Origin of the sequence: Streptomyces durhamensis (genome assembly GCF_000725475.1) — a bacterium.
GTDB classification, from domain to species: Bacteria; Actinomycetota; Actinomycetes; order Streptomycetales; family Streptomycetaceae; genus Streptomyces; species Streptomyces filipinensis.
Genome location: NZ_JNXR01000111.1, coordinates 1 through 453 on the forward strand (window position 1 = coordinate 1; position 453 = coordinate 453).

1 protein-coding gene is annotated in these 453 nt (G+C 67.1%); it reads right to left on the bottom strand.

The window, feature by feature from the left end; all coding sequences use genetic code 11:
- A partial coding sequence (locus tag IO33_RS0141995) for an NAD(P)-dependent oxidoreductase (protein ID WP_037687454.1) occupies nucleotides 1-453 on the bottom strand: 453 nt, incomplete at both ends.

The window sequence follows — 453 nt, forward strand, 5'->3', positions numbered from 1 at the left end:
CTTCTTGGTACGGGCCAGCTGCTCGGCGCCGATCAACCCGAGGGTTTCCGGCGTCTTGGGCAGGTGCACCGAGAACATGTCGGCACGCTCGAGGAGTTCGTCGAGGCTGACGAGTTCGATGCCGAGCTGCGCGGCGCGAGCCGGGGACACGTACGGGTCGTACGCGATGATGTTGGTCTCGAAGGCTGCCAGGCGCTGCGCGAACAGCTGCCCGATCCGGCCGAGCCCGACGACACCGACGGTTTTGCCGAAGATCTCGACCCCGTTGAAGCTCGACCGCTTCCATTCGTGCTGACGCAGCGTCGCGTCGGCTGCGGGGATCTGTCGGGCCGCGGACAGCAGCAAGCTGACGGCGTGCTCTGCGGCGGTGTGGATGTTCGAGGTCGGCGCATTGACGACCATGACCCCGCGTTCGGTGGCAGCCGGCACGTCCACGTTGTCCAGGCCCACTCC